We start from the raw sequence: 22,045 nt of genomic DNA, 5'->3' as shown, positions 1-22,045 counted from the left end.
GGCCCACTGGACCGCCCCTGATACTTTTGGCAATGCGCCGGGGACTTAGCCCGCTGCGCGTTCGCCTTCGGTGCGGCGCTGCTTGCCGGCGTCCTTCTGCTTCTTGTTCCAGCGCTGCTTGGGAGCGGGCGTGCCCTGCCCCGTCGGCTTTTCCCACCAACCGGTCGCGGTCGGCGCGGCGCCGCCATTGCGCGAGACATTGCTGCCGGTGCCGGCACCACCGCGCACCTGCTGTGCGTTGCCACCGGAGGCAGCGTGGCTGGCGCTGGGGGCGTGAGCATGCCCCTCGCCATTGGTACGCTTGCGGCCATCGACGATCGCCGCCTTCTTGGCGCCGGAGAAATGCCGGCCCGCATTGGCCTGCTTGCGCTGGCCATCCGGACGCGGGGCCTGCGGGCGCGGGGCCTGGCGCTGGGCGCGAACCTTGGCCGCGTCGATAACTTCGCCGCCATTGCCCTTGAGCTCGCCGGTGGTCGGCAAAGTCTTGCGGATCAGCCGCTCGACATCGCGCAGCTTGCCGCGCTCGGTGCCGTCGCAGAGCGTGATCGCAAAGCCCGAGGCGCCGTTACGCGCCGTGCGGCCGATACGGTGCACGTAGTTCTCAGGATCGTCCGGCAGCTCGTAATTGATCACGTGCGAGATGTTCTGCACGTCGATGCCGCGGGCCGCGATGTCGGTGGCGACGAGAATGCGCACATTGCCGGTGGCAAAGCCCTTGAGGGCGGCCTGGCGGGCATTGTTCGACTTGTTGCCGTGGATCGCCGCGGCCTGATGGCCGTCGATCTCGAGGTTCTTGGTGACGCGATCGGCACCGTGCTTGGTGCGCGAAAAGATGATGACGCGGCTGAGGCTCTCGTCCTTCAACAGGTCGTTGAGCACCATGCGCTTTTCCTTCGAGCCGGCGAGGATCACCCGCTGATCGATGGTGCCGACGGTCTGCGCCGCCGGGTTGGCTTCAACACGCACCGGGTCGTTCAGCAGGCCCTTGGCCAGCTCGGCGATCTCGGGCGCCATCGTGGCCGAGAACATTGCGGTCTGGCGACGCGGGCCGATGGCCCGTGCGATTTCCTTGACGGCGTTGATGAAGCCCATGTCGAGCATGCGGTCGGCTTCGTCCAGCACCAGCCAACGGGTCTCGTTGAGCTTCAGCTTGCGGTCGTCGACCAGGTCCTTGAGACGGCCCGGCGTCGCGATCACAACATCGACGCCGCGGGCGATCTTTTGGATCTGTCCGCCGCGCGAGGCGCCGCCGAGCACCAGCACGGTGGAGAGCTTCGAGCCCGCCAGCTTGTGCAGCACTTCGTCGATCTGCACCGCCAGTTCGCGGGTCGGCGCGAGAATCAGCGCGCGGGTCGTCATCGGGTTGGCACGGCCACCAAGCTGGGCGAGGCCAGCAAGGATCGGCAGGCCGAACGCTGCGGTCTTGCCCGAACCGGTCTGGGCGATGCCCATGATGTCACGGCGCTCGAGCTGCGGCGGAATGGCTTTCGCCTGGATCGGCGTCGGCGTGGTGAACCCGGCAGCCGTAAGCGCGCTGACGAGCTGCGCCGAAAGGCCGAGTTCTGCGAATGTATTGGTCAATGGTCAAACTTTCATTGGCGCGCTCCGGGCCAATCGGTGCGCGAGGGTCGCCGGAGACCCGTTTCGGGCTCGGCGTGATCGATAGATGCAATGGCGACGGGATTGCCGCACGGTTGCGCTGTCTCCCGGTGTTCCCGCTATCGTTGCGGGGGACATTTCCGGGGCACTTCGCCGCTCACCGTTTTGGCCAGTAAGAAGAGAAGTCCATCGCCATCATCGCGCCAAATCCCCTTCACGGGGACAACTGGGCGGGGCGAATGGTGCGCATATGGGGGATAAAGCGCGGATTGGCAAGGGAAAACGGGAAACGGGTGCGCAGGGGAGCTATGCGGGGCAACCGATTCAGGCCGGCGCGAGTGGCCCACCCCACCCTTGATCCCTCCCCGTCGAGGGGAGGGAGACGACTGATGCTCCTGTGAACTCAATCGGCCTCCCTCCCCCTTGTGGGGAGGGAGTGAGGGTGGGGTGCGCCTCGCTCCAGCGCTCAGTCAGCGCGACCTAAATCCCGCCATACCAGTCATACCCATGATCCTCCCAGTAGCCGCCCTGCCCCAGGCCGTACTGCGAGAACCCGTCCACCAGTTCGATCGTGTGCACGTATTTCGGCTGCTTGTAGCCCAGCGCCCGCTCGATGCGGATGCGAAGCGGCGCGCCGTTGGCGACCGGCAGCTTGCCGCCGTTGAGCCCATACGCCGCGATCGTCTGCGGATGGAACGCGTCGATCAGGTCGGAGCTCTCGTAGTAGGCCTCGGGCTTGGATAGGCCGCCGCCCATCTGGTCGTAGCAGTGGTAGACGATGAACTTGGCGCCCGGCTTCACCCTGGCCTCGTCGAGCAGCCGGCTCAGCGGCACGCCGGTCCACTTGGCGATGCAGCTCCAGCCCTCGACGCAGTCGTGCCGGGTAATCTGCGTGCGCGACGGCATGTTCTGCAGTTCGGCCAGCGAATACTCCTTCGGCGTCTCCACCAGGCCGGTGATCTTCAGCTTGTAGGCGGCAAAGCCGGTCGCCTCGAGGTTGCGGTACTCCTCGATACCGGAGCGCGGATCGGTTGAGCCGTTCGGCCGCTGCCCCTGCCGGATCTCGCTCTCCGAGAACTCCTTGGCCAGCGCCTGGTCGCCCACCAGCGCGCGCTGCGCCCCATAGGTCAGGCTGTTGGCCCGCTCGAGGAAGTCGCGCACCGGATCGTTGCGCTGCCCGAGAAAATCGAACTGGTCGCAGCCGGCAAGCACCAGCGAAGCGCCGGAGGCCGCGCCGAGCCCGATCAGCCGGCGGCGATTGAGGATCAGGTTAGCCATTGGACTTGTTGCCCTTCTGCTTGTCGGGTTCGGTGCCCGGGCTGGTGCGGTAGTAGCCCGTGATCATCGAGCGCAACTCGTTGATCGGTCCCGCCAGCACCACCATTACGATGTGGACGACGAAAAACAGCACGAGCAAAACCATCACGATGAAGTGGATGGTCCGCGCCGTCTGCCGCCCGCCGAACAGCTCGACCAGCCAGGGCCAGCCAGCATTCATCGTCGGCGACATCGACAGTCCGGTGAGGATGATCAGCGGGAACAGCACGAGGAACACCCCGAAATAGGCGACCTTCTGCAGCGGCGTGTAGCTGCGCCCGTGGTGAAACTTGAACGTGACGTGCTGCCAGATATCCCTGGGCAACTCGCGGAAATCGCGCGGCTTCAGGATGATGTCGCGCCACAAATGTCCGTTGAAGAGGCTCGAGATCAGCCAGATGCCGATCGCGCCGAGGAACACCCAGACGAAGAAGAAATGCACCACCCGGCCGGTCGCGAGATCGCGGAACGACGGGATCGTGGCCCATTCGGGAAAGCCGATGAAGTTCGGCTGTGCCTCGGTGCCGCTCATCCCGAGCACCCCGGTGGTATCGAACTTCTGGCCGAACACCGTGGTGAAGCCGCGCGGCCCCGTATCGGTGTTCTCCGCTCCGATCCTGAGGATTGCGTTGTCGAACTCGAAGCCGGATTGCTGGCCGAAATAAAGCGCCGGATGGGCGTTCCAGATCTGCAGCCCAGAGAGCAACAGGAAGAACATCGCGATCGCCCACACCCAGTGGGTGATGCGCGTCAGTATCGCCTGCCGGTAGATCAGCGGGCCCTTCGGCTTCGCCTCTCGTGCGACCTCAACTCTGTCGATTGCCTGGTCGGTCATCGTTCCCCCGGTGGTGTCGCGGCGTCGCTCCCCGCCTGCCCACGTAGGAACGGCAGTTCGGGGAGCGATTGCAGCCTATCACGGATAGTTTATTGCGCCGGAGCCATCGCCCCGTCCGCCATCGGTTCGGCAGCCATCGCGTCGCCCGGTGCGGGAGCCATGGCGTCGCCTGCCATCGGGGCGACGTTGCAGGCCTTGGTGGCCTCGTCCTTCTTCATCGCGTCGGCTTCCATGCTGGCCTTCTCGAGGCAGGCCTTCAGCATCTCGGCGGGGGTCATCGCCATGGGATCGGCGGCCATGGCGTCACCCGCCATCGGTTCGGCGGCCATCGCGTCGCTTGCCATCGGCGTCGCCATGGCGTCCTCGGCGGCGACATTGCCCGCAAAGCCCAGAGCGGCCGCAAGGGCGAGGGCGGAAAGGATGGTTTTCATACGAAGTCTCCCGTTGGCCGCTCATGCGGCGGTTACAGGGAGCAATTCGCGGCACTGCTAGAGGAGGTTACGCCATCACGCGTTCGTGACCACGCGACAGACTTCGCGACGCGGTGTAACCTTTCCTCCGTATCCACCGAATTCAGGGTTCAATGAGCGTCACCTCGAACATGGAAGCGCGGCTCCGCGCGCTGATGCTCAAGGCGCTCGACGGCGACGCGAACGCCTACCGGGTGCTGCTCGAAGAACTGCGCCGGACCTTGCGTTCCTACTTCGCACGCCGGCTCAACCCCGCGCTCGCCGCCAATGGCGACGACCTGGTGCAGGAAACCCTGATGGCCATCCACACGCGACGGCTGACCTATGATCGCAACCAGCCGCTGACGGCCTGGGTGCACGCCATCGCGCGCTACAAGCTGATCGACCATTTCCGCCGCAACAAGCTGCGCGCCACTGTGCCGCTCGAGGACGACGCCGCGATCTTCGCGAACGATGAGACCGGCGACGTCACCGCCCGCATGGATGTCGAAGCGGCGCTCTCAACTATCCCCGCGCGTCCGGCCGAACTGATCCGCCAGGTGCGGCTTGAAGGCGCCTCCATCGCCGAAGCGGCGGCGCGCACCGGCATGTCGGAGTCCGCGGTGAAGGTCTCGATCCATCGCGGCCTGAAGTCGCTGGCCGCACGGTTCGGAGGGCGCGCCGATGAGTGACGACCTGATCGATCGGCTGGTCGCCGACACCACGCCGGTGCCGCGCAATGCCCTGAAGCGCCGGCTCGCCTTAGCCGGCGTCATCGGCGCCATCGTCGCCGCCGCGGTGATGGTGCCGTGGCTCGGGCTCCGCCCGGATATCGCCACCGCCTACGCCAACCCGACCTTCTGGGCCAAGTTCGCCTTCACGCTGATCTTCGCGCTGCTTGCCTTCTGGGCCGCCGAACGCCTGTCCCGCCCTGGCGGCAGCTTGCGCCTGCCGCTGCTCGGCATCTTCGCGCTCGTCGCGCTGACCGGCATTGCCGGTATCGTCCAGATGATGATGAGCGGGCCCGAAATGATGAGACCGCTGGTGATGGGCGGCACGGCGCTGATCTGTCCGGTCTACATCGTCGCGCTATCAGTGCCCATCTACGCGGTGACTGTCCTGGTGATGCGCCGCTTCGCGCCCACCAACCTGACCCTCGCCGGCTTCGCGGCAGGCCTGATGGCGGGCGCCGCCGCCACCTGGGTCTACGCCTTCCACTGCGGCGAAAGCGGCCTGCCCTTCATCACCATCTGGTACACCACCGGCATCCTCGCCGCCGCCTTCCTCGGCGCAGCGATCGGCCGGTTCGCGCTGCGCTGGTAGGGCTCAGCCCTCGTCGCGTGCCGCCCAGTTGATGCCGCGACGCAGGATCGTCGCCATCTGCGGGTTCTCGAACTCCTTGGCCTGGTGCCCCAGCGTCGAGTGGAACACCTTGCCGGCGCCGTACTGCCGCTTCCACACCACCGGCATCACCACGCCCTTGGTCCAGGCGGCGTGCTGGCCCGAGAAGGTCGTCGTTGCCAGCACTTCGACCGAGGGGTCCATGTGCATGTAGTACTGCTCGGACGTGTAGGGGAACGAGGCCGGGATGCCCTGCATGATCGGGTCATCGGGCTTGGTCACGTCCACCATGTAGTCGATGATATTGCCCGGGTGCGCCACCCACTGTCCGCCGACCACGAACTGGTAGTCGACCGCATCGCGGAACGCATCGCTCATCCCGCCATGGTGCCCGGCGAGCCCGACGCCACCTTCGATGGCTTTGACGAGATTGCTGAGCGGCTCCTTCTCGATCTTGCTCATGGTGTAGATCGGTATGATCAGGCTCAGCTCATGGATCGCCGGGTCGGCGAATACCGCGAGGTCGGTTTCGACCCGCACCGAGTAGCCGTCCTCGTGCAGCCAGCGCCGGTAGATTGCGGCGCATTCCTCTGGGTCATGCCCGTTCCACCCACCCCAGACGATCAAGGCACTACGCATAGTCGACTCCCCGCATAAAGCGGGCGGAGAGTAACCGAACCGGCCGTTCATGGAAGCCCAAAAGCGCCGCGCCACGCCCTTCCGCTGTCCGATGATCTGTTGTTAACTCCCGGCTCCACTGGAGTTGCAGGTGGCACAAGGAAGGGGCGCCTGCGCTGTTACACCGGCGTTGCAAAGCGGTGGGAAAAGGGTCCGGGCCAATCGGACCGCCACGAAAGGACAGGGATATGAAGAAGCTATTGTTCGGCGCCTCGGCGCTGGCACTCACTGCCGGTTTTTCCGGTGCGGCCTTTGCCGATTTCTCCCTCACCATCCTCCACATCAACGATTTCCACTCCCGCTTCGAATCGATCACCGGGACGGACTCGACCTGCAACGCCGAGGGCGAGACCAAGGGCGAGTGCTTCGGCGGTATTGCCCGCCTGAAGACCGAGATCGACGCCAAGCGCGACGAGGCCAAGGCGGCCGGCGAGAACGTCGTGCTGTTCTCCGCCGGTGACGAGTTCCAGGGCTCGCTGTTCTACACCCAGTACAAGTCCGAGATCGTCGCCAACTTCATGAACGACATGGGCTTCGACGTGGTGGCCACCGGCAACCACGAGTTCGATGATGGCCCGGCCGAGTTCGCCAAGTTCATCGCCTCTGCCAAGTTCCCGATCATCGGCGGCAACTTCGACACCACCAAGGACCCGGACCTCAAGGGCCTGCCCAAGGGCGTGATCGTCCTCAACATCGGCGGCGAGAAGGTCGGCGTGATTGGCGCCACCACTGTTGATACGCCCGATATCTCCTCCCCCGGCACCAACGTCGCCTTCGAAAGCGTCACCGAGTACGTCAAGGGCGCCGTCGGCGCACTGGAAGCCGCCGGGATCAACAAGATCGTGGTGGTCAGCCACATCGGCTACAAGGTCGACCAGGACCTGGCCGCGGCCGTCTCCGGCGTCGACGTGATCGTGGGCGGCCACAGCCACACTTTCCTCGGCACCGGCAAAGGCGAGGCGGGCCCCTACCCCACCATCGTCAAGAACCCCGATGGCGTCGACGTTCCGATCGTCCAGGCCGGCCAGTACGGCAAGGTGCTGGGCGAACTCAAGGTTACCTGGGACGATGCCGGCAAGGTTGTCTCCGCCACCGGCGCGCCGATCCTGCTCGATGCCTCGGTGAAGCCCGACCAGGGCTTCCTCGACCGCGTAGCAGAACTCGGCAAGCCGCTCGAGGCCCTGAAGGCCGAAGTCATCGGCACCGCCACCGCCCCGATCGAAGGCAACCGCGACGTCTGCCGCGTTTCCGAGTGCTCGATGGGCAACCTTGTCGCCGACGCACAGCTCGATCGGGTCGCCGACCAGGGCATCACCATCTCGATTGCCAACTCGGGCGGCCTACGTGCCTCCATCGACGCCGGCGAGATCACCATGGGCGAAGTGCTCACGGTGCTGCCGTTCTCGAACACGCTCGCGACCTTCCAGCTCACTGGCGCCGACCTCGTCGCCTCGCTGGAGAATGGTGCCAGCCAGATCGAGGAAGTCGCTGGCCGCTTCCCGCAGGTCGCGGGTCTCAAGTACACCTTCGACAAGTCCAAGCCCGCCGGCTCGCGTATCAGCGACGTGCTGGTCAAGGACGGCGACAACTGGGTGCCGATCGACCCCGCCAAGACCTACGGCATCGTGACCAATAACTACGTGCGCGGCGGTGGTGACGGCTACGAGCTGTTCGGCAAGAACGCCATCAACGCCTACGACTTCGGACCGCCGCTCGAGAAGGTCGTGGCCGACTACATCGCCAAGCTCGGCGGCGCCTACACGCCCTACACCGACGGCCGCATCACCGATGCCTCGCCGGCCCCGGCGCCCGAGCCCGCTCCGGCGGCCGAGCCCGCTCCGGCCGAGGCCCCTGCGGCCCCCGCTGCGACGGAAGCTCCGGCAGCGGCTCCTGCCGCTCCCGCCGAGGCACCTGCGATGGAAGCTCCTGCGATGGAAGCCCCGGCAACCGCTCCGGCGCCGGCTGCTCCAGCAGCGCAGTAAGCACGTCACTGACTGTGAAAGGGCGCCTCTCGGGGCGCCCTTTTCATTTCACCTGGCGCTCGAACAGCACGACCTTGTCATCGGCGTAGATCGTCCGCGCGAACTCCTTGAAGCCGAGCCGTCCGGCCACCCGCATCGAAGCGAGGTTGTCGACATTGATCAGGCAGGTCATCCGCCGGCCCGGGAACCTTGCTTCGGCCCAGCTGATGGCAGCCTGCATCGCCTCGGTGGCATAACCCCAGCCCTGCGCCGACGGCATCAGCGCCCAGCCGGCTTCGAGTGTGCCCTCAAGCGGTGGCTCGATGATGCGGCGCGCCTCGTGAAAGCCGGCCTCACCTACGAGCTGCCCGGATTCCTTCTCGAACGTCGCGAAGAACCCGAAGCCCAGATGCTGCCAGCCGCCGGCCCGCGTCAGGAAGCGTTGCCACGATTGCTCGCGCGTAAACGTCCGTCCGCCGATGAAATGCACCACGTCGGGATCCGCCCACATGGCGGCGAAGGCGTCGAAATCCGCCGGCGTATAGCCGCGCAGGATCAAGCGCTCGGTCTCGATGGTTGGGATGTCCATGGCGTTAGCGCGGCCGCGCCAGCTGGCGCCAGATCAGCAGTACGATGATCGAGCCGAGGATCGCGCCGAAGAAGCCCGCTGCTTCACCGGCCCGGTACCAGCCGATCGCCTGTCCCAGATACGTCGCGAGCAAGGCGCCGACGATGCCGAGCACCGTGGTCAGGATGAAGCCACGCGGCTTCGGGTCTCCCGGCGTAATCAGCTTGGCGATGACGCCGGTAATAAACCCGATAATGATGGCGCCCAGAATGCCCATAAGCCCCTCCGATTCCTCGGTTTCATAAATGGACCCGAGGCGGTTGGGTTGCAATGGCGACGCTGGAGCTTTCAGATCCAGCCGAGCTGCCGGAAGAAATCGAGCGAGCGTCAGTATAGTCCTCCGCCGCACTGACCGACACGGGCTTTGGAGCAGGCAAGAGAAAGCCCGGACACCACCTCCGTGGGACCCGGGCTTCTGCCTTCGCGACGATCGATAGGCCTGGTGGTCAGGCCTTGTTCTTATTGTAGAGGTCGAAGAACACCGCAGCGAGCAGCACGATGCCCTTGATCATCTGCTGCCAGTCGATGTTGACGCCCAGGATCGACATGCCGTTGTTCATCACGCCCATGATGAAGGCGCCGATGACGGCTCCCGCCACCTGGCCAACGCCGCCCAGCGCCGACGCACCGCCGATGAACACCGCCGCGATCACGTCGAGCTCGAGCCCCTGCCCTGCCTTCGGCGTCGCCGAGTTGAGGCGCGCTGCATAGATCATGCCGGCGAGCGCCGCCAGCGCCCCCATAATGGCGAACACGTAGAAGGTCAGCCGCTCGGTCTTGATACCCGACAGGGCCGCCGCCTTGAGGTTACCGCCGATGGCATAGATGCGACGACCGAAGGTCAGCCGCTTGGTGATGAAGACGAACAGCCCGATCAGGAGGGCCATCACCACCAGCACGTTCGGCAGGCCTTTGTAGGACGCGAGCATGTAGGTGAAGAACAGCACGAGCGCGGCGATCACCACGTTCTTGATCACGAACAGCGCGAACGGCTCCGACTCGTAGCCGCGTGCCTTGCGGCGGGCTCGCCCGCGCAGCGACAGCAGCACCATGGCGACGACGCCAATGATGCCCAGCACCAGGGTCGCGCCGTGCAGCGCCAGCGGCTGCACGCCTTCGCTGGCGGGGACCAGCGTGATCTTGCCGATGAAGTCGGGAATGAACCCCGCCGACAGCAACTGGAACTCGGCCGGGAACGGACCCACCGATTTGCCGGCCAGAATGGCGAGCGACAGGCCCTTGAAGATCAGCATGCCCGCGAGGGTCACGATGAAGCTTGGGATGCGGTAATAGGCGATCAGCCAGCCCTGTACTGCCCCGATGGCCGCGCCGATCACCATGCAGATGATGCCAGCGACGATCGGATTGGCGAGGAAAGCCAACTCCGGCGGGAACTTCCAGCCGATCATCAGCATCGCGGCGAGCGCGCCGATGAAGCCCGATACCGAGCCGACCGACAGGTCGATGTGGCCGGCGACGATCACCAGCAGCATGCCCAGCGCCATCACGATGATGTAGCTATTCTGCAGCACGATGTTGGTGAGGTTCACCGGCTTGAACAGCGTGCCGTCCGTCGTCCACTGGAAGAACAGCATGATGAGGATGAGCACCAGCAGCAGGCCGTAATCACGGATATTGGCCTGCAGCGCCCCCCAGATCGTGAGTTCCTGGGTCTTGCCGGCCTCGGTCGGCGCTGCCGCCGCCTGCGATGCGGTTTCTGTGGTCATGATGCTGCTTTTCCTTCGGCGCGAACGATGGCGCGCATGATCTTTTCCTGGCTGGCTTCACTGGTCGGCATCTCGCCGACCATCCGCCCTTCGTTCATCACGTAGACGCGGTCCGTGATGCCCAGCAGTTCCGGCATCTCCGACGAGATGACGAGGATTGCCTTACCCTGCGCGGCCAGTTGATTGATGATGGTGTAGATTTCGTACTTGGCCCCGACGTCGATGCCGCGGGTCGGCTCGTCGAGGATCAGCACGTCCGGGTTGGCGAACAGCCACTTCGACAGCACAACCTTCTGCTGGTTGCCGCCGGAGAGGTTCCCCGTCACCTGGTAGACGCTGGAGGACCGGATGTTGGTCTTCTTGCGATAGTCGTTGGCCACGTCGAGCTCGGCCAGGTCATCGATGACGCCCCAGCGCGACACGCCGACCAGGTTGGCGATCGTCGTGTTGTGCTTGATGTGGTCGATGAGGTTGAGCCCAAAGGTCTTGCGATCCTCGGTGGCATAGGCGATGCCGTGCGCCACGGCCTTCTCGACCGTCGAGGTGTCGATCTTCTTGCCGTTGAGGAACACCTCGCCGGTGATCTTCTGGCCGTACGACTTGCCGAACAGGCTCATCGCGAACTCGGTGCGGCCCGAGCCCATCAGCCCGGCGATCCCGACGACCTCCCCCTTGCGGATGTTGAGGTCGATGTTCTTGATCACCTGCCGGTCGCGGTGCTGCGGATGATAGACCGACCAGTTCTTCACCTCGAGCACCACATCGCCAACGTGTGGCGCACGGGGGGGATAGCGGTCCTCGAGCGAGCGGCCGACCATCAGCGTGATGATGCGGTCCTCGGTGATCTGGTCCTTGTTCAGCGTCTCGATGCTGTGGCCGTCGCGGATCACCGTGATCCGGTCCGAGACCTTCGAAACCTCGTTGAGCTTGTGCGAGATGAGGATGCAGGAGATGCCCTGGTTCTTGAACTCGAGCAGCAGGTTGAGCAGCGCCTCGCTGTCCTTCTCGGAAAGGCTCGCCGTCGGCTCGTCGAGGATCAGGAGCTTCACCTCCTTCGACAAGGCCTTGGCGATCTCGACCAGCTGCTGCTTGCCGACGCCGATATTGGTGATCAGCGTGTCTGGATCCTCATTGAGGCCGACCTTGCGCAGCAGCTTGCGAGCGCCCTCGCGGGTTTCATCCCAGTCGATCACGCCCGCATGGGATTGCTCATTACCGAGATAGATGTTCTCCGCGATCGACAGAAGCGGCACCAGGGCCAGCTCCTGGTGAATGATCACGATGCGCTTGTGCTCGCTGTCGCGGATCGATTTGAACTGGCACTCGTGGCCTTCATAGATGATCTGGCCTTCGTAGCTGCCATGCGGATAGACGCCGGAGAGCACCTTCATCAGCGTCGACTTGCCGGCGCCGTTTTCGCCCACGATGGCGTGGATCTCACCGGCCCTGACATCGAGATTGACGTTCTGGAGCGCCTTCACACCGGGGAAGGTCTTGGTGATGTTCCGCATCTCCAGGATGGTGTCGGTCATAGCAGTCCTTCAGCTGGGTCCGGTCGCTCGGGTGGCGCCGCAGACCCCTGGATATTTACTTCATGTGAGTAGAATGGCGAAAGGGCCTCGCGCTGCCGCGAGGCCCCTCCGGAATACCTGGATTACTTCAGGTCTTCGGCCTTGATGTAGCCCGAACCAACAACGAGAGCCTCGTAGTTGGTGACGTCCACGTCATGCGGAACCAGCAGGATCGACGGCACGACCTTGACGCCATTGTCATAGGTCTTGGTGTCGAGGCCTTCCGGGGTACCGCCGGTGAGGACGGTGTCGACGAGGCCGGCAGTGGTCTTGGCCAGTTCGCGGGTGTCCTTGAACACGGTCGAGTACTGCTCGCCGGCGATGATCGCCTTGACCGACGGGGTCTCGGCGTCCTGGCCGGTGACGATCGGCCACGGCTGATCGGCAGAACCATAGCCAACGCCGCGCAGCGACGAGATGATACCGCGGCTCAGCCCGTCATACGGGGCGAGAACGCCGTGCACCACGGTGCCGTCCGAGTAGTTGGCCGACAGGATGTTGTCCATGCGGGCCTGCGCCACGGCGCCGTCCCAACGGAGCGTACCGACCTTGTCCATGCCAGTCTGGCCGGACTTGATCACGATCGAGCCGTCGTCGATCAGCGGCTGCAGCACCGACATCGCGCCGTCATAGAAGAAGAAGGCGTTGTTGTCGTCCGGCGAACCGCCGAACAGCTCGACGTTCCACGGCTTCACGTCCGGGAAGCGCTCCTTGAGGCCCTTCACGAGGGAATTGGCCTGGAGGACGCCGACCTGGAAGTTGTCGAAGGTGGTGTAGTAGTCGACGTTGCCGCTGTCGCGGATCAGGCGGTCATACGCGACGACCTTGATGCCGGCATCGGCAGCCTGCTGCAGCACGGCCGAGAGCGTCGTGCCGTCGATCGAAGCGATGACGAGGGCCTTCACGCCCTTGGTCACCATGTTCTCGATCTGGGCGAGCTGATTCGGGATGTCGTCCTCGGCATACTGCAGGTCGACGCTGTAGCCCTTCGCCTCGAGCGCGGCCTTCAGCTCGTTGCCGTCTGAAATCCAGCGCAGCGACGACTGGGTCGGCATCGCGATGCCGATGGCGCCCTTGTCCTGGGCAAACACCGAACCGGTGAGCGCGATCGCGCCAACCGTCACGGCGGTCATAAGAAGTTTCAAGGCTTTCACTGGTTTCCTCCCGGGTAAACCGTTGTGTTGGAGCCACTGCCGGACCAGCCGGCGTGGGGAGGATTTGGATGGAGGTCATTCATCGGGTCTTGAGCTACGCACGGCAATACCGTCTCGCCCGACCAGTCGAAGCCTCCCAAACGCCCTGCTGCCAAGGCGTTCGCACGTCCTCCAACGCGCGGCCGGAACCTAGAGTAATCAGATACCAGTGTAAAGATGTCCGGCGAGCGCCGCCGAACTGACATACTAGTTGCGCGCCGGACCTTGCTCCACACCTCCCGTTGACGCTACATCTTCGCCCCGAGGAGCACGGCGGCAGCGAAGAGAACATTCGCGTCGCTGATGAAAACATATCAGATAGGTCTAGGGGCATGGCAAGCAGTGACGGCAACGTCGGCCGAGAGGAACATGCATCGACGGCGGCGGAGAACGTCGCCAATGCCCTGGCCGATATCGTGCTTCAGGATTTCGCCCCCGGCGCCAGCATTCCAAGCGAAGCAGACCTCGCCGCCCGCTTTGCGGTGAGCCGGCTGACGATCCGCGAAGCCGTCAAGATGTTGGTCGGCCGGGGACTGCTGGATATCGGCCGCGGCCGCCGCGCCGTGGTGCGCGAGCCGGACAGCTCGGTCTTTGCCGGGCTGCTGGTGTCGATCGTCCGCAACGACCCGAAGGGCCTGTTCGACCTCATCGAGCTTCGCATGGCCATGGAGACCCTTGCCGCGGGCCTCGCCGCCAAGCGTGTCAGCCGCGCCGGTGTCCAGGCCATCGAGGGCGCCATGCTGGGCATGCGCCTCGCCGCTGCCGATGCGGCCAACGGCGCCAATGCCGAGGGGGAAGCGCGATTCCACGAGTGGGACCTGCAGTTCCACGAGGCCATCGCCACCGCCAGCGGCAACCGGGTCATCGCCTTCATCTTCGAGGCCATGGCGCAGCCACTGCGGGAGAGCTTCGTCATGAGCCGTCGTGGCCAGACCCTCCGCTACGCCGGCCGCGAGGAAACGCTGAACGCCCACCAGGGAATCCTCGACGCCATCCGCGCCGGCAACCAGCGCGGCGCCGTCGAAGCCATGCGGGGCCATCTCAAGAGCACGGAACTCGATATCCGCTCGCATCTCGCCAGCGGCAACGCCACGGCGCCCGCGCTTTAGGGCGCCGGCCGTCAGCCGTGGTTGATCATCACGTGCCGGACGGCCGTGTAGTCCTCCAGCGCGTAGACCGACATGTCTTTCCCGTAGCCCGACTGTTTCAGCCCGCCATGCGGCATCTCGTTGACCAGCATGAAGTGGGTGTTGATCCAGGTGCAGCCATACTGCAGCCGCGCCGCCGTCTGCATCGCCTTCGAGATATCCTTGGTCCACACCGATGAGGCGAGGCCGTAGTCGCTGTCGTTGGCCCAGGCGATGGCATCCTCGGGGTCGGTGAAGCGGGTGATCGACACTACCGGCCCGAACACTTCGCGCCGCACGATCTCGTCCTGCTGCAACGCCCCGGCAATCACTGTCGGCTCGTAGAAGAACCCCCGGTCGCCGGACACATGGCCGCCGGCGGTGATCTTGATATGCGGCAGCTCCGACGCCCGCTCGACAAAGCTCGCCACACGATCGCGCTGCCGCTTCGAAATCAGCGGCCCGATCTCGTTGAGCGTATCGTCCTGCTGGTTGTACTTGATCGAGTTGACTGCCGAACTGAGGTCCGCCACCAGCTTGTCGTGGATCTTTGGCCCGGCGTAGATCCGACACGCCGCCGTGCAGTCCTGCCCGGCATTGTAGTAGCCGAAGGCCTTGAGCCCGCTCACCACCGCCTCGATGTCCGCGTCGTCGTAGACGATCACCGGCGCCTTGCCGCCGAGCTCAAGATGCGTGCGCTTGACCGACTTGGCCGCCGCCTGCAGCACCTTCTTGCCGGTCGCGACGTCGCCGGTGATCGAGATCATGTTGATCTTGGGGTGGTTGATCAGCGCGTTGCCGACGCTCTCGCCGCGCCCGAGGATGACATTGACCACGCCTTCCGGCAGCACGTCGGCGAACACCTTCGCCAGCTTCAGCGCCGTCAGCGGCGTCTGCTCGGATGGCTTGTAGACCACCGTGTTGCCGCCTGCGATCGCCGGCGCCAGCTTCCACGCCATCATCATCAGCGGGTAGTTCCACGGCGCGATCGAGCCGACGATGCCGATCGGATCGCGCCGTACCATCGAGGTGTGGCCAGGCAGATATTCCCCGGCGATCGAGCCCTGCATGTTGCGCACCGCGCCGGCGAAGAACCGCCAGCAATCGACGATCGCCGGGATCTCGTCGTTCTTCACCGCATTGATCGGCTTGCCGCAGTTCAGCGCCTCGAGCGCCGCGAAGCCATCGGCATCGTCCTCGATCGCCTGCGCGATCCGCAGCAGGTAGTTCGAGCGCTGCCCGGGCGTCGTCCGTGACCAGGTCACAAACGCCTTCTCGGCAGCCAGCACCGCTGCGTTGATCTGGCTCTCTGAGGCTTCCGGGATACCCTTGATCAGTTCCCCGGTCCTGGGATTGAGCACCTGCTCCTCGGTTTCCGTCCCCGCCTCGAAGCGCGAGCCGATCAGCATCTCGGTATTCATTAGTCTCTCTCCCGAACGAATTGGGTCATTTGCCCATACCGGCGACGGTCTGGTCGCCGCCACGGCTGAAGTAGAACGCGAGCAGGATCGGCAGCAGCGTCACGATCACCACCACCATGGCGACCACGTTGGTCACCGGGCGCTGCCGCGGCCGCACCAGTTCCTCGAGCATCCAGATCGGCAGCGTCTGCTGCTGGCCGGCGGTGAAGGTGGTGACGATCACCTCGTCGAAGCTGAGCGCGAAGGCCAGCATGCCGCCCGCCAGCAGCGCAGTGCCAATATTGGGCAGGATGATGTGGCGGAAGGTCTGGAACTTGTCCGCGCCGAGATCCATCGCCGCCTCGATCATCGAGCCCGATGTCCGCCGGAAGCGGGCGACGGCGTTGTTGTAGACCACGACGATGCAGAAGGTCGCGTGGCCGAGGACGATCGTCCAGAACGAGAACGGAATCTCCATCAGGCTGAACGCCGACCGCAGAGAGATACCGGTGATGATGCCGGGCAGCGCGATCGGCAGGATCACCAGCAGCGAGATCGTCTCTCGTCCGAAGAACCGGGTGCCCGACACCGCCGCGGCACAGAGCGTTCCCAGCACCAGCGCTATCAGCGTCGAGATCGATGCCACCTGTACCGACAGCGTCAACGCCTGCCAGACGTCTGGCCGGTTCCACGTCACCTCGAACCACTTGAGCGTCAGCCCCGGCGGCGGCCACTGGTAGGTCCGCTCCTCCGACGAGAAGGCATAAAGGAAGATCAACGCAATCGGCACCAGCATGAAGAACAGCCCTGCCGCTGCGGCGAGCTTCAGGCCCCACGGTGCGCGAGCCACATCAGAGCGCATCGAACGCCCCCATGCGCTTGGCCATCCACAGATACAGTCCCATGATCACGATCGGCACCACCGTGAAGGCGGCGGCCAGCGGAATGTTCCCCGCCGTGCCCTGGTGCGCGTACACCGCCTGGCCGATGAAGAACGCGGACGTACCGATGATCTGCGGGATGATGTAGTCGCCCAGCGTCAGCGAAAACGTGAAGATCGAGCCGGCGACGATGCCGGGCAGCGCCAGCGGGAAGATCACCTTCCAGAACGTCTGCATCGGCGTCGCGCCGAGATCGGACGAGGCATCGAGGAGATTGGTCGGCACCCGCTCGATTGCCGCCTGGATCGGCAGGATCATGTAGGGCATCCACACATAGAGGAAGACGATGAAGGTGCCGGTGTAGCTGATCGAGAGTGAATTGCCGCCGATCACCGGCAGCGAAAGCCAGGCGTCCAGCAGCCAGGTCAGGTGCAACTGCGCGAACACCCAGTTGAGGATGCCTTCCTTCGCGAGGATCAGTTTCCACGCATAGACCTTCACCAGGTAGCTGGCCCACAGCGGCAGCATGATGCCGAGGTAGAACAGCGCCTTCCATTTCCCCCGTGCATAGCGCGCCGCCATGTAGGCAATGGGAAAGGCGATCAGCGCCGAGGCGACGGTGACGGCGGAGGCCATGATCACCGTGCGGAGGATCACGTCGAGGTTCTGGGGCTTGAGCAGCTCGGCATATGTCTTGAGCGTGAATTCGTAGTTGATCAGCCCCGAGAACTCGTCGATCGAGAAGAAGCTCTGCAGCAGCAGCGCGAACAGCGAGCCGATGTAAACAATGCCGAGCCACAGCAGCGCCGGCAGCAACAGCAGGAAGACGAACAGCTTCGGCTGGCGCCAGAACCGGTCGCTGAGCGAGCCGAGCCAGCCCCGCTGGTTGCTGAGGATGGCACCCGAAGCGGTGGCGGCGACCACACTCATCCGGCGTTCTCCATCAGGTGCAGCGCATCCTTGGCGAAGCCGATGGTGACCCGTTCCCCCTCAGTCGGCAGATCGTCGGTGGACGGAACGACCGCATGCAGCAGCGTGCCGTTGAGATCGACCGCAAGCCGGGTGGTCGCACCGAGATACGATCGCGCCGTGACCGTGCCGGTCAGCGCATTCTGGCCGCCATCGGCCCGGATGACATGGATCGCCTCCGGTCGCAGCGACGCCCAGCGCCGCTCGCCGGCGATGGCCTGCACGAACTCGGGCCCGAGCACGTTCGACGAACCGACGAAATCGGCGACGAAGCGCGAGTTCGGTTGTCGATAGATCTCCTCGGGCGTCCCCACCTGGATCAGCTTGCCGAAATTGAACACTGCCACCCGGTCGGCCATCGACAGCGCCTCACCCTGGTCATGGGTGACGAAGATGAAGGTGATGCCGAGCGTCTTCTGCAGCGCTTTCAACTCTTCCTGCATCTGCTCGCGCAGCTTCAGGTCGAGCGCCCCAAGCGGCTCGTCGAGCAGCAGCACCTTGGGCTTGTTGACGATGGCCCGGGCCAGCGCCACGCGTTGTCGCTGCCCGCCGGACAATTGCCCCGGCCGCCGGTCGCCATAGCCGCCGAGCTTCACCAGTTCCAGTGCCGCCTCGGCCTCCCGGGCCCGCGTTGCCTTGTCGACCTTGCGCAGCATCAGCGAGAATTCGACGTTCTCCCGCACGTTCATGTGCGGGAACAGCGCGTAGTCCTGGAACACTGTGTTGACGTTGCGCCTGTAGGGCGGCACGCCTTCCACCGCATCGCCGAAGATACGGACCTGGCCCAATGTCGGCTGCTCGAAGCCGGCAATCAGCCTGAGGCAGGTGGTCTTGCCCGATCCAGAAGGGCCGAGCATGGCAAAGAACTCCCCTTCCCCGACCTCGAGATCGACCTCGTCGAGTGCTTTGACCGCCCCGAAATGGCGAGAGACGGTCTGGAGGGAAACGGCCGATGTCATGCGTGTGGCAACTTTCGCGTCGTATCAGGTGTCACCCCCGCAACGGCGGAGACCCAACTCGCTGTGGACGCGAGATCGCATAGGATCGCGTCCGCCACGGGAGTGACAGTTGCGGGGTGGAGGAGGCGGAGCAGCGCCCCGCTGCCCTCGGGCCGCTTATCGGCCGCCGATGACCCCGACATAGTCGCTGACCCAGCGGTAGTACGGCACGCACTCGCCCGCCTCACACTTCGCGGTCGGGGTCCGCCAGAAGCGGATCTTGTCGAAGTTCTCGTAGCCGTTCATCGTGCAGCCCTCGTCGGTGAGGAGCTCATTGCCCTTGCAGGCAGCGGGCACCGACGGCACCGTGCCGAACCAGGCCGAGACGTCGCCCTGCACCTTGGGCGCGAGCGAGTGCTCCATCCACATGTAGGCGCAGTTCGGATGCGCGGCTTCGGAATGGAGCATCGTGGTATCGGCCCAGCCGGTGATCCCTTCCTCGGGGAAGGTCGAGGCCACCTTGGCGCCTTCGGCCACCAGCACGTTGACCATGAACGGCCAGGACGACGACGCGACGACGCCTTCGTTCTTGAAGTCGTCCATCTGGATATAGGCGTCGTGCCAGTAGCGGCCGACCAGTGTCCGCTGCACGCGCAGCAGGTCGAGCGCCGCCTTGTACTGGTCTTCGTTGAGCGCGTACGGGTCCTTGATGCCGAGCTCGGGCTTGTGCGCCATCAGGTAGAGCGCGGCGTCGGCGATGTAGATCGGGCCGTCATAGGCCTGCACCCGGCCCTTGTTGGACTTGCCGTCGGGCAGGTTCATCTCCTCGAATACCACGTTCCAGCTGGTCGGCGGCCCGTCCTTGAACACGTCGGTATTGTACATCAGCACGTTGGCGCCCCAGACATAGGGCGTGCCGTAATGTGTGCCGTCGACCGTGTGCCACGCGGCGTTCTGCAGCCGCTCGTCGATCGTTGACCACGACGGGATCAGCGCCGTGTTGATCGGTTGCACGCGCTTGCCGGCGATCAGCCGCAACGAGGCGTCGCCCGAGGCGGTGACGAGGTCGAAGCCGCCTTCGTTCATCAGCGCCACCATTTCGTCCGAGGTATTGGCGGTCTTCACGCTCACCTTGCAGCCGGTGTCGGCTTCGAACTTGGTGACCCAGTCATAGTTGGGGTCGGTCTCACCGCGTTCGATGTAGCCGGCCCAGGCGACGATCGAGACTTCGCCCTCGCCCGCGCCGAGCGACTGCAGCATCTCCTGCGCAGCCACCTGGCCGGTGAAGGTCGCAACCATGGTCAAGGCCGTACATGTCTTGAGGATGGATTTCATCGATTTCTCCCTGCTCGGGCAGCGCTCCCAAATGCGCAGCATGCCCTTGATTGGAAGCTTATCGGGCGCCTTGCTATTCGCAAATGCATTCGGCCGGGGGGAGATATCGGAAAAACCGATATGACAGCGTAGCTGACGTTCCTCAATCGCCCATCTGTAGAAAGATGAACGGCCTCTGATGGCAGTCTGAACGGTGAATCAGCGCTCCTGCGCCGCCCTGCCCCGTGGCGAATGCTGCTGCTGCGCCAGCCCGATGAAATCCCGCGCCGCTTGCGTCAGCTGGCTGCCGCGCCGCCACACCATCCCCACCTGCACCACCGGCAACGCTCCCGAAATGTCCCGGCTCTCGATCCGGTCGCCTTCGAGCGACCACGGCCGATAGACCAGGTCGGGCAGCAGCGCGATGCCGGCGCCGGTGGCAACCAGGCTGCGGACCGCCTCCACCGATCGCGTCCGAAACGCCACGTTCGGCCGCGCGCTGAAAGCGGCAAGGAGCTTGCCGGTATTCTCTTCGGTCTCGTCCACCGTCAGCATGATCAGCGGCTCCGGCACGATGTCCGAAACCGAAATGATGTCCGCCCCGGCCAAGCGGTGCCCCAGCGGCAGCCATAGCCGATACGGCGAAGTCTCGAATATCTCCGCCTGCAGCGCCACGCGGTCGCGGAGGTTGGAGATCACCATCACTGCCACATCCAGCTCGCCGCCGATCAGCAGGTGCTCGAGGTAGTCGCCATTGTCCTCGATCGCCGAGACATTGACGTTGGGATAGGCCCGCCGATACCGCGCGAGAAGGTCCGACAGCACGTAGCCCGCCACCAGCGAAGTCACGCCCAGCTGCAGCGAGCCCGCCACCGGCGCTTCCGCCTCGCCAAAACTCCGCCGTGCGTCCGAAACGCTGGCAAGGATCCGCGCCGCGTGCCGGTAGAACTGATGCCCCGTATGCGTGATCGTCAGCCCGCGCCGGTGCCGCTCGAACAGCGTCACCCCGAGGTCCGATTCCAGCTCCTTGATCGCATCGGTCACCGCCGACTGGCTGATCGAGAGGCTCTGCGCTGCCCCCGACACCGTCCCCTCCTCGGCGACCGAGATGAAATACTGCAGTTGCCGGAGCGTGAAAGCCATGTCCCACTAAACCATTGCCCCATCCGGCGCTCAATCGGCCGATTGCCTCTTGCCCACGCCGATCAGCACGCTATTTGAACATGGAACTCAATCCAGGGGGATAAGCCATGGGCAGCCGCGCCAACACCCTCGCCGCCATCGAGCGCCGCGTCCGTCGCATCGGCCGCCCGTTCGGGGTCAGCCTGCTCATTGCCGAGAAGCGCAACCCCAAGATCGAAGCGCATGGCGGCTACATGCTGCGCGACGACGACACCTTCGAGATCGTCTTCGGCAATGCCGGCTACGACTTCTCCGCCAGCCTCGAGGAAATCGAGGAGTTCCTGATGGAATCGCGCACCGCGATGCGCGAGGAGATCAAGGGCAAGAAGAAGCGCTAGCGCAGCGACGCCAGCAGCCCGCGCAGCCACTCGCGCGCGCCGCGCACCCAGCCGACCGCCGCCTGCCACGCTGCCGTCGACTTCGCCCAGCCGATCGCCCGGTCGCGCAGCCCGAACAGCCAGCCCAGCAGCGCCTTGAGCCAGCCGATCCGCATCAGCGGCTCATAGGCCGCGTGGAAGATCCGCTCGCAGATCAACAGCGACAGCACCTGCGCAATGAGCAGCAGGATGGTCCCCTGCACCACATGCCCTGTCGCGCCCCAGTACACGGCGAACAGCTTCGCCGGCTCGATGATCACGAACGGCACCGCAAGCAGCGCCAGCGCCACATAGGGCGGCAGCCGGCCGATCAGTTCCCCGAGCCGTTGGAACAGCTGAAATTGCCCGAGCCACCCGATCAACGGCCGGAACAGTGGGAACAGCAGCTCGTCGAGCACGGTGTAGATCACCACCGCGATGGTCACCACCGCCCGCCCGATGCCGCGAATGACGCGCCGCCACACGGGGATCGCCTGCTCGTCTGTCATGTTTGCTCTGTCTCTCGCGAAGGCTAGCCGCGCCGATCTTCTATGCTATCGTCGGCGTGGGAAGTTTCTG

General features: G+C 64.8%; 22 protein-coding genes. 5 read left to right on the top strand and 17 right to left on the bottom strand.

Annotated features, from left to right (window positions below; all coding sequences use genetic code 11):
* Positions 1–45: 45 nt before the first annotated feature.
* The 4 genes from AC1DV8_RS03745 to AC1DV8_RS03730 all read right to left on the bottom strand — a co-directional run bounded on the left by AC1DV8_RS03745 (position 46) and on the right by AC1DV8_RS03730 (position 4,182).
* Positions 46–1,581, bottom strand: a complete 1,536-nt coding sequence (locus tag AC1DV8_RS03745) for a DEAD/DEAH box helicase (RefSeq protein ID WP_477156532.1) — start codon at positions 1,579–1,581, stop codon at positions 46–48.
* A 498-nt stretch (positions 1,582–2,079) separates the two neighbouring features.
* Complete coding sequence (locus AC1DV8_RS03740) at positions 2,080–2,877, bottom strand: molybdopterin-dependent oxidoreductase (RefSeq protein ID WP_477156531.1); 798 nt, start codon at positions 2,875–2,877, stop codon at positions 2,080–2,082.
* Positions 2,870–3,751, bottom strand: a complete 882-nt coding sequence (locus tag AC1DV8_RS03735; RefSeq protein WP_477156530.1) for a cytochrome b/b6 domain-containing protein — start codon at positions 3,749–3,751, stop codon at positions 2,870–2,872. Before AC1DV8_RS03735 ends, AC1DV8_RS03740 begins: the two co-directional genes overlap by 8 nt.
* A gap of 89 nt (positions 3,752–3,840) precedes the next feature.
* Positions 3,841–4,182 (bottom strand): pentapeptide MXKDX repeat protein, encoded by a 342-nt coding sequence (locus AC1DV8_RS03730; protein ID WP_477148710.1) that lies wholly within the window; start codon positions 4,180–4,182, stop codon positions 3,841–3,843.
* A 152-nt stretch (positions 4,183–4,334) separates the two neighbouring features.
* On the opposite strand from AC1DV8_RS03730, the gene AC1DV8_RS03725 reads away from it, so the two are divergent.
* Positions 4,335–4,892, top strand: a complete 558-nt coding sequence (locus tag AC1DV8_RS03725) for a sigma-70 family RNA polymerase sigma factor (RefSeq protein ID WP_477148709.1) — start codon at positions 4,335–4,337, stop codon at positions 4,890–4,892.
* Positions 4,885–5,523 carry an NrsF family protein gene (locus tag AC1DV8_RS03720; RefSeq protein WP_477148708.1) on the top strand — a complete coding sequence of 213 codons (639 nt, stop codon included), beginning with the start codon at positions 4,885–4,887 and terminating at the stop codon, positions 5,521–5,523. Before AC1DV8_RS03725 ends, AC1DV8_RS03720 begins: the two co-directional genes overlap by 8 nt.
* 3 nt (positions 5,524–5,526) lie before the next feature.
* Here AC1DV8_RS03720 and AC1DV8_RS03715 read toward each other — a convergent pair whose 3' ends face one another.
* Positions 5,527–6,180 (bottom strand): ThuA domain-containing protein, encoded by a 654-nt coding sequence (locus AC1DV8_RS03715; protein ID WP_477156529.1) that lies wholly within the window; start codon positions 6,178–6,180, stop codon positions 5,527–5,529.
* Positions 6,181–6,407: 227 nt separating this feature from the next.
* On the opposite strand from AC1DV8_RS03715, the gene AC1DV8_RS03710 reads away from it, so the two are divergent.
* Complete coding sequence (locus AC1DV8_RS03710) at positions 6,408–8,201, top strand: bifunctional metallophosphatase/5'-nucleotidase (RefSeq protein WP_477156528.1); 1,794 nt, start codon at positions 6,408–6,410, stop codon at positions 8,199–8,201.
* Between the two features lie 43 nt (positions 8,202–8,244).
* Here the strand turns inward: AC1DV8_RS03710 and AC1DV8_RS03705 are convergent, their stop codons facing one another.
* The 5 genes from AC1DV8_RS03705 to chvE form a co-directional block, all read right to left on the bottom strand.
* Entirely contained in the window at positions 8,245–8,769 is a 525-nt protein-coding gene (locus AC1DV8_RS03705) for a GNAT family N-acetyltransferase (protein WP_477156527.1), read from the bottom strand.
* A 4-nt stretch (positions 8,770–8,773) separates the two neighbouring features.
* Positions 8,774–9,025 carry a GlsB/YeaQ/YmgE family stress response membrane protein gene (locus AC1DV8_RS03700; protein ID WP_477156526.1) on the bottom strand — a complete coding sequence of 84 codons (252 nt, stop codon included), beginning with the start codon at positions 9,023–9,025 and terminating at the stop codon, positions 8,774–8,776.
* Positions 9,026–9,254: 229 nt separating this feature from the next.
* Positions 9,255–10,535, bottom strand: a complete 1,281-nt coding sequence (mmsB, locus tag AC1DV8_RS03695) for a multiple monosaccharide ABC transporter permease (RefSeq protein ID WP_477148703.1) — start codon at positions 10,533–10,535, stop codon at positions 9,255–9,257.
* Positions 10,532–12,067 (bottom strand): multiple monosaccharide ABC transporter ATP-binding protein, encoded by a 1,536-nt coding sequence (gene mmsA, locus AC1DV8_RS03690; protein WP_477156525.1) that lies wholly within the window; start codon positions 12,065–12,067, stop codon positions 10,532–10,534. Before mmsA ends, mmsB begins: the two co-directional genes overlap by 4 nt.
* 122 nt (positions 12,068–12,189) lie before the next feature.
* Positions 12,190–13,239, bottom strand: coding sequence for a multiple monosaccharide ABC transporter substrate-binding protein (chvE, locus tag AC1DV8_RS03685; protein ID WP_477149055.1), 1,050 nt, complete (start codon positions 13,237–13,239; stop codon positions 12,190–12,192).
* Positions 13,240–13,631: 392 nt separating this feature from the next.
* Between chvE and AC1DV8_RS03680 the strand changes: the two genes are divergently transcribed.
* Positions 13,632–14,408, top strand: coding sequence for a FadR/GntR family transcriptional regulator (locus tag AC1DV8_RS03680; RefSeq protein WP_477148701.1), 777 nt, complete (start codon positions 13,632–13,634; stop codon positions 14,406–14,408).
* 11 nt (positions 14,409–14,419) lie between these two features.
* Here the strand turns inward: AC1DV8_RS03680 and AC1DV8_RS03675 are convergent, their stop codons facing one another.
* From AC1DV8_RS03675 to AC1DV8_RS03650, 6 genes are all read right to left on the bottom strand, one after another.
* The gene (locus AC1DV8_RS03675) at positions 14,420–15,847 is read right to left on the bottom strand and encodes a gamma-aminobutyraldehyde dehydrogenase (RefSeq protein WP_477156524.1); all 1,428 of its coding nucleotides are present in this window, start codon (positions 15,845–15,847) and stop codon (positions 14,420–14,422) included.
* A 25-nt stretch (positions 15,848–15,872) separates the two neighbouring features.
* On the bottom strand, positions 15,873–16,688 hold the full coding sequence (locus tag AC1DV8_RS03670; RefSeq protein WP_477156523.1) for an ABC transporter permease: 816 nt from the start codon (positions 16,686–16,688) through the stop codon (positions 15,873–15,875).
* The gene (locus AC1DV8_RS03665; RefSeq protein ID WP_477156522.1) at positions 16,678–17,637 is read right to left on the bottom strand and encodes an ABC transporter permease; all 960 of its coding nucleotides are present in this window, start codon (positions 17,635–17,637) and stop codon (positions 16,678–16,680) included. The genes AC1DV8_RS03670 and AC1DV8_RS03665 overlap by 11 nt, the downstream gene beginning before the upstream one ends.
* Positions 17,634–18,635 carry an ABC transporter ATP-binding protein gene (locus tag AC1DV8_RS03660; protein WP_477156521.1) on the bottom strand — a complete coding sequence of 334 codons (1,002 nt, stop codon included), beginning with the start codon at positions 18,633–18,635 and terminating at the stop codon, positions 17,634–17,636. Before AC1DV8_RS03660 ends, AC1DV8_RS03665 begins: the two co-directional genes overlap by 4 nt.
* A 156-nt stretch (positions 18,636–18,791) precedes the next feature.
* A complete protein-coding gene (locus AC1DV8_RS03655) occupies positions 18,792–19,949 on the bottom strand; it encodes an ABC transporter substrate-binding protein (RefSeq protein ID WP_477156520.1) in 1,158 nt (385 codons plus the stop codon).
* A 198-nt stretch (positions 19,950–20,147) separates the two neighbouring features.
* Positions 20,148–21,071, bottom strand: coding sequence for a LysR family transcriptional regulator (locus AC1DV8_RS03650; RefSeq protein WP_477148695.1), 924 nt, complete (start codon positions 21,069–21,071; stop codon positions 20,148–20,150).
* Between the two features lie 107 nt (positions 21,072–21,178).
* Between AC1DV8_RS03650 and AC1DV8_RS03645 the strand changes: the two genes are divergently transcribed.
* Positions 21,179–21,448: a hypothetical protein gene (locus AC1DV8_RS03645; RefSeq protein ID WP_477148694.1), complete on the top strand. Its 270-nt coding sequence runs from the start codon at positions 21,179–21,181 to the stop codon at positions 21,446–21,448.
* Here AC1DV8_RS03645 and AC1DV8_RS03640 read toward each other — a convergent pair.
* Positions 21,445–21,975, bottom strand: a complete 531-nt coding sequence (locus AC1DV8_RS03640; RefSeq protein ID WP_477156519.1) for a hypothetical protein — start codon at positions 21,973–21,975, stop codon at positions 21,445–21,447. The genes AC1DV8_RS03645 and AC1DV8_RS03640 overlap by 4 nt on opposite strands.
* Positions 21,976–22,045: the final 70 nt, after the last annotated feature.

It is taken from the genome of Devosia sp. P3_B2, assembly GCF_056402875.1.
This window is presented reverse-complemented; position numbering and strand designations above follow the sequence as displayed.

Excerpts from the sequence above, each read along its gene's own strand:
- AC1DV8_RS03700 (WP_477156526.1), bottom strand. The coding sequence starts at position 9,025 with ATGGGCATTCTGGGCGCCATCATTATCGGGTTTATTACCGGCGTCATC.
- AC1DV8_RS03645 (WP_477148694.1), top strand. The coding sequence starts at position 21,179 with ATGGGCAGCCGCGCCAACACCCTCGCCGCCATCGAGCGCCGCGTCCGT.
- AC1DV8_RS03735 (WP_477156530.1), bottom strand. The coding sequence starts at position 3,751 with ATGACCGACCAGGCAATCGACAGAGTTGAGGTCGCACGAGAGGCGAAG.
- AC1DV8_RS03720 (WP_477148708.1), top strand. The coding sequence starts at position 4,885 with ATGAGTGACGACCTGATCGATCGGCTGGTCGCCGACACCACGCCGGTG.
- AC1DV8_RS03705 (WP_477156527.1), bottom strand. The coding sequence starts at position 8,769 with ATGGACATCCCAACCATCGAGACCGAGCGCTTGATCCTGCGCGGCTAT.
- AC1DV8_RS03675 (WP_477156524.1), bottom strand. The coding sequence starts at position 15,847 with ATGAATACCGAGATGCTGATCGGCTCGCGCTTCGAGGCGGGGACGGAA.
- AC1DV8_RS03725 (WP_477148709.1), top strand. The coding sequence starts at position 4,335 with ATGAGCGTCACCTCGAACATGGAAGCGCGGCTCCGCGCGCTGATGCTC.
- AC1DV8_RS03670 (WP_477156523.1), bottom strand. The coding sequence starts at position 16,688 with ATGCGCTCTGATGTGGCTCGCGCACCGTGGGGCCTGAAGCTCGCCGCA.
- AC1DV8_RS03740 (WP_477156531.1), bottom strand. The coding sequence starts at position 2,877 with ATGGCTAACCTGATCCTCAATCGCCGCCGGCTGATCGGGCTCGGCGCG.
- mmsB (WP_477148703.1), bottom strand. The coding sequence starts at position 10,535 with ATGACCACAGAAACCGCATCGCAGGCGGCGGCAGCGCCGACCGAGGCC.
- AC1DV8_RS03665 (WP_477156522.1), bottom strand. The coding sequence starts at position 17,637 with ATGAGTGTGGTCGCCGCCACCGCTTCGGGTGCCATCCTCAGCAACCAG.
- AC1DV8_RS03655 (WP_477156520.1), bottom strand. The coding sequence starts at position 19,949 with ATGAAATCCATCCTCAAGACATGTACGGCCTTGACCATGGTTGCGACC.
- chvE (WP_477149055.1), bottom strand. The coding sequence starts at position 13,239 with ATGACCGCCGTGACGGTTGGCGCGATCGCGCTCACCGGTTCGGTGTTT.
- AC1DV8_RS03715 (WP_477156529.1), bottom strand. The coding sequence starts at position 6,180 with ATGCGTAGTGCCTTGATCGTCTGGGGTGGGTGGAACGGGCATGACCCA.
- AC1DV8_RS03660 (WP_477156521.1), bottom strand. The coding sequence starts at position 18,635 with ATGACATCGGCCGTTTCCCTCCAGACCGTCTCTCGCCATTTCGGGGCG.
- AC1DV8_RS03640 (WP_477156519.1), bottom strand. The coding sequence starts at position 21,975 with ATGACAGACGAGCAGGCGATCCCCGTGTGGCGGCGCGTCATTCGCGGC.
- mmsA (WP_477156525.1), bottom strand. The coding sequence starts at position 12,067 with ATGACCGACACCATCCTGGAGATGCGGAACATCACCAAGACCTTCCCC.
- AC1DV8_RS03710 (WP_477156528.1), top strand. The coding sequence starts at position 6,408 with ATGAAGAAGCTATTGTTCGGCGCCTCGGCGCTGGCACTCACTGCCGGT.
- AC1DV8_RS03730 (WP_477148710.1), bottom strand. The coding sequence starts at position 4,182 with ATGAAAACCATCCTTTCCGCCCTCGCCCTTGCGGCCGCTCTGGGCTTT.
- AC1DV8_RS03680 (WP_477148701.1), top strand. The coding sequence starts at position 13,632 with ATGGCAAGCAGTGACGGCAACGTCGGCCGAGAGGAACATGCATCGACG.
- AC1DV8_RS03650 (WP_477148695.1), bottom strand. The coding sequence starts at position 21,071 with ATGGCTTTCACGCTCCGGCAACTGCAGTATTTCATCTCGGTCGCCGAG.